Annotated in this window: 2 protein-coding genes; one reads left to right on the forward strand and one right to left on the reverse strand. The window is 69.8% G+C overall.

Features of this window, described 5'->3' with window-relative positions; genetic code table 11:
- Positions 1-510: 510 nt before the first annotated feature.
- Positions 511-1,611 carry a hypothetical protein gene (locus ADL15_RS11825; RefSeq protein ID WP_067688389.1) on the reverse strand — a complete coding sequence of 367 codons (1,101 nt, stop codon included), beginning with the start codon at positions 1,609-1,611 and terminating at the stop codon, positions 511-513.
- Between the two features lie 245 nt (positions 1,612-1,856).
- On the opposite strand from ADL15_RS11825, the gene ADL15_RS11830 reads away from it, so the two are divergent.
- Positions 1,857-4,079: a DUF4132 domain-containing protein gene (locus tag ADL15_RS11830; RefSeq protein WP_157441321.1), complete on the forward strand. Its 2,223-nt coding sequence runs from the start codon at positions 1,857-1,859 to the stop codon at positions 4,077-4,079.
- Positions 4,080-5,449: the final 1,370 nt, after the last annotated feature.

A 5,449-nucleotide genomic window follows, 5' to 3' on the forward strand; every position in this document is an offset into this window, starting at 1 on the left:
GCGAGGGGGGACGGTTTGGGCGGGGAGGGCCATTCGAAAACCGTCAGGCTTGATATTTTCGAATGGCCCTCCCCGCCCAAACCTTGCCTACCTGGCGGCGTCGGCCGCGACCCCGATCCGATAGCCGCTTCAGCCAGGGCTCCGGCCTCAGCCACCAGAAATCTCTGCCACGAGGCTGCTTCAGCCAGAGTCCCAGCCTTATCCAACGGGAGCCTCAGCGACGCCACGCGGCTAGTGGTAAGGGCCGCGGCCGCGAGGAACGGGATAGTCAGCCACGCGAGGTGGGCGGTACAACAACTCCAGCCGGCAGTTACGGGAGTCGGCCACGCCAGGTAGGCGGTACAACAACTCCAGCCGGCAGTTACGGGAGCCTCGGTGGCGCTGGGCGGATGGTGACGAAGGCGTCAGGCGCGGGGAGCGGGATTCTCAGCCAGGCCAGGTAGGCGCGACGACAACTTCGGGCGGCGGGCACGGGGGCCTGGCGATGGCGGGTGGATGGGGACGGCGGCGTTAGCTGTGGGTGGCGGGCAGCCGTTTCAGGGCCTGCTGCACTCTGTTTTGCACCGGTTTGCTTCGCGTCGACAGTGCCAGCCGTGCCAGCACGCCGGCTGGCACGGCGCCCGGCCGATCGACGAGGATCTCCACGGCGGCAGCGGCTGTGCGGCCTGCCCTTGGCTCGTTCGCCCCTGGGCGCCTGGGGGCACCGGCCACCTCGGCCACCCGGCCGAGCAGCGCGGTGGCCTCCGGTGACCCGTCCAGGGCGTGGATCCAGCACAGCCCGCGGACCAGCACGTCGTGCTCTTCCCGGAGCCAGACGTCGGGCTCTTCTCGGGGCAAGGCGTCGGGCTCTTCTCGGGGCAAGGCGTCGGGCTCTTCTCGGGGCCAAGTGTCGGGCTCTTCTCGGGGCCAAGTGTCGGGCTCTTCTTGGGGCCAGGCGTCGTGGTCGAGGAAGGCCGCCAGTACATCCCGGACCGCGCCGGTGGCCATCGGCGACGCGGCACGCAGGGCCTCGGCGCGCCGCAGCCATGCCTTCGACGGAACGGGCCGGGTCAACGTCACGGCGTGCTCCAGCACCTCGCTCGTCGCCGGGTCGGCGCCCCGATCGCCGAGCAGCCGCCGCGCGGCCGGTCCGAACCCCTCCCGCCCGAACAGCAGCGGAGTGACCAGGTCACCGCTGAGCCGACGGATCGCCGTCCGGAGTCGGCCGACCAGCTCGCGGCGTTTGGCCCCGAACACCTCCCTGTCGTCCAGGATCGCGTCGTGCACCGCCCACAGGACCGGCTCGAACCCGGCCAGCTCCTCCACCGGCAACTGACTGGCGATCACCCCGGGCAGCTCACAGCCCGCGCCGTAGACCCCGATCCGCTGCCGGGCGAGCACCTGCAGCGCCCACACCAGATCGTCGCGGTGCCACGGAACCGACTCCGCGGTGAGCGCGTAGAGCTCGGCGGTGCCGTGATAGGCCGGGCGTTGATCGGTCAGCAGGCCGGCGTGCCAGTACAGCGCGGTGAGCCGCTGATGCTGAGGGCCCTGCGGCGGCCAGGATTCCACCGGCACCGGGTCGACGGCACCGGAACTCATCTCCGGAACGAGGTGAAGCCAGCCACTCATGCGGCCCATCATCCCCAGCGGGTACGACAACTTTTTTGTCATACCCCGTGAGCAGGATGACCGGCATGAGTGGCTGGCTTCATTTGCTTCCTGAGTCCAGTGCTGCGAGCAGCGTGGCGTTCGTGGCTGAGTCGTTGTCCGGTGCTTCGCCTGGTCAGCGAGCGCGGATCATGGCGATGCATTGGCATGTGGAGGCCGCAGAGCGGGACTGTCCGAGTAATGACCCGGGGGCCGAGCTCTATGAGTTGACTGCTTCGCCTCTGGCATGGCGGCGTGAGGATCTGGCATGGGCGCTGCAGCAGATCCCGCGAGCCGGTGTGGGTTATGACGGCGGGGTCTATCGACTGCCTGCGGTGATCGCCAACCAGCTGCCGCTCGAGGAGCTGGCCGGGTTCGAGCCGGTGCTCCGGGCTGTGCTCGAGGAGCTCCGAGCCGAGTGGGACATGCAAGCGGATATCCGCAGGCTGCTCTCCAGGCACTATGGGGCGGCCATCGGGCGGCTCCACAACGATCTCGTGGCGCACCTGTTCTTCGACGACGACGGATTCGGGCCGGTGGCTCGGCAGCAGCTCGGCGCCGCGACCGAGGATCGTGCCGTGGTCGAGGTGTTGGACTTCGCCTTCACTCTGGCCAAGCCGGTGCCAGCAAAGGTCTGGCTGCGCAGAGCCGCTGAGCTCCTGTCCGCCGGTGCCAGGGCTGGAGCCGGGGACCGGGCCGGGGCCAGTGCTGGTGCTGGGGACCGGGCCGGGGCCGGTGCTGGGGCTGGGGCTGGAGCCGTGCGGGTGGTGCTCGAGGCTTTCGCCGAGCGGGGCGCCAGGGTGGGCGACGAGCACGACGTGCTGTTGCGGGGGCTCTGCTGGCTGCAGGGCCTGGACGGCTCGGCCGAGTCGACGGCGCTGCTGGGCCGGGTGGCCGAAGTGGCCTGCGCTTCGCGGTCGGCGCGATCGGCCGATCCGAAGGCGCCGAAGGCCGCGGCGGCCGTGGTGGAAGTCCTGGTTGATCGTTCGGGGGACGTGCCGGCCGCGGTGCTGAGCCGGCTCTCGATGTCGGTGCGCAGCAGGCCGGTGCAGAAACGGGTGCAGGCGGCGCTGGAGCGGATCGCCGACGCCCGCGGGTGGGCGCCCGGCGAGGCACAGGAGCTCACCGTCGACGACCACGGGTTGAAGAGCTGCGGCTGCCTGCGCCTCCGGCTGCGAGACAGCACCGACCTGGTCGGTGTCGAGATCCTCGACGACAAGGCAGCCGTCCGGGTCTGGCGGGACGGCACACCGCTGAAGACCGTCCCCACCGCGATGCGGGCGGGCCTCGCGCCGTTGCGGACCCTGGCCACCCAGGTCACTAAGACCCTGGCCAGCGAGCGAGGCCGCCTCGAAGCCCTGCTCGCGCAGGACCGTACCTGGGCCTGGACCACCTGGGAGCAGCGATACCTGCGCCACCCGGTGACCGGTTCCCTGGCCCGGCGGCTGATCTGGCAGGTCTCCCCGGACAACGGCCAGACCTGGCACTCCGGCTTCCCGGCACCGACCGAGGACGGCACCGACTGGACCGTCGACGGGCACTCCGGAGCACACTGCACGGTCCGGCTCTGGCATCCCGTGGAGGCACCCCCGGCCGAGGTGGCCGCCTGGCGAGACCACGTCACCGCGGCCACCACGAAGCAGCCGTTCAAGCAGGCGTTCCGCGAGGTCTACCGGCTGACCCCGGCCGAGGTGCAGACCGATGCCTACTCGAACCGGTTCGCCGGCCACATCCTGCGCTATCGCCAGGCCAACGCCCTGATGCGGGTGCGCGGCTGGTCGGCGAACTATCTCGGCTCCTGGGGCGACGGCCGGCACGGCGAAGCGACAAAGGACCTGGCCGCCGGCACATGGCAGGCGACGTTCCACCACGAGATCGCCACCGAAGGCACGGGGCAACGCGACCGAGTCGAGTTCTGCTCGACAGACCAGGTCCGTTTCGCCCGCCGCGACGGCCGGCTCTGGACCCCGACCCGCCTCGACGAGGTGCCCCCACGCCTCCTCAGCGAGGCAATGCGCGACGTCGACCTGTTCGTCGGGGTGACCTCGATCGCCGCCGACGAGACCTGGAACGACAGCGGCGCGCAGGATTTCCGCCGCTATTGGCGAGAAACCGCCTTCGGCGCCCTGCCCGAAACCGCCAAAGTCCGCCGAGACGCCCTGGCCCGCATACTCCCCGCCTTGACCATCGCCCCACAGTGCGAACTCACCGACCGCTACCTCGAGGTCCGAGGCACCCGCACCCTCTACAAAATCCACCTCGGCTCGGCAAACATCCTGATGGCCCCGGACGACACCTACCTCTGCATCGTCCCCGCCGGCCGAGGCCCAAGGGTCGCCCTGCCCTTCAACGACGATCCCCGCCTGTCTCTGATCCTGTCCAAAGCCTTCCTGCTGGCCGCCGACCACAAAATCACCGACGAATCCATCCTGGGCCAGCTGCCAGCCTGATCCCTGCCTTCCTCGCTAGCGGGTCTGCGCGAGGGGGGACGGTTTGGGCGGGGAGGGCCATTCGAAAACCGTCAGGCTTGATATTTCCGAATGGCCCTCCCCGCCCAAACCTTGCCTACCTGGCGGGCGTCGGCCGCGACCCCGATCCGATAGCCGCTTGAGCCAGAGCTCCACCCTCAGCGAACAGAAACCTGTGCCACGAGGCCGCTTCAGCCCGAGGCCCGGCCTTATCCATCGGAAGCCTCAGCAACGCCAAGCGTGCGGTGACAAGGACCTCGGCCGCGAGGAACGAAACCCTCAGCCACGCCAGGTCCTCGACAACTCCATCCCCAGCCGGCCGAAACGGAAGCCTCAGCGACGCCGGGTGGTTGGCGGCAAGGGCCTCGGCCGCGAGGAACGGAAGGCCTAGTTCGCGGAGTTCCGGTCCCGCGGAGTCCCGGCCTCGGAATGCATAAACCATTGACGCTGATGACTCAGACCGCTTGCCACCGTGATCATTGACCAGCTGGTTTCTAGAGGTGTCTCGCAGTGCTCGAGGCACCCCTGGAAGCCAGCCGGTGCCGCAACCCGCGGCCGCAGCCTTGTGCCGGGGCGGATCTTGCGTAGCCGCGTCGGTGCCGCAGCGTGCGGCCGCATCCTTGCGCCGGAGCGGACCTCGCGCAGCCGCAGGCCGGTGCCGCAGCTTCGCGACAAGGCGGTGGCCGGCTGGCTTGCAGGGGTGTCTCGCAGTGCTCGAGGCACCCCTGGAGACCCGCCGGTGCCGCATCCCGCGGCCGCAGCCTTGTGCCGGAGCGGATCTTGCGTAGCCGCGTCGGTGCCGCAGCCGTGCCGAGGCGGTGGCCGGCTGGCTTGTAGGTGTGTCTCCCCGTGTCTGAGGCACCCCTGGAAGCCAGCCGCCTTACCGCGAGCCGCGGCCGCAGCCTTGTGCCGAAGCGGGGGTTGCGCTTGGCCGTGGTCGGCGCCGAAACCCAGGAGGACGCCCCTGCTGGAACCCCCGGCAGGAGGCTCAGCCCGCCACGGTGTGGGTTCCCGGCCCGGCGGCGGGCTGGAGCTGTGCCGCAGCCCCAGCCTGTGGCGGCTTGCGGTGTGGATGTCGCGGCCGGAGTCTTTGCCGGGCAAGGTTTGGGCGGGGAGGGCCATTCGGAAATATCAAGCCTGACGGTTTTCGAATGGCCCTCCCCGCCCAAACCGTCCCCCCTCGCGCAACCACCCCGGCCGGCCACGGCCGGAAACAGGAAAAGGCCCACCCGCGAACGGGTAGGCCTTAAATACTGCTGCGCAAATGAAGAAAGGGCCCACCCGTGTGAACGGGTGGACCCTTTCTCAACGTTAAGTCCGGCGGCGTCCTACTCTCCCACACCCTCCCGAGT

Origin of the sequence: Actinoplanes awajinensis subsp. mycoplanecinus (genome assembly GCF_001509495.1) — a bacterium.
GTDB classification, from domain to species: Bacteria; Actinomycetota; Actinomycetes; order Mycobacteriales; family Micromonosporaceae; genus Actinoplanes; species Actinoplanes palleronii.

Coding starts and splice junctions, on each gene's coding strand:
- ADL15_RS11825 (WP_067688389.1), bottom strand. CDS start 1,611: ATGAGTGGCTGGCTTCACCTCGTTCCGGAGATGAGTTCCGGTGCCGTC.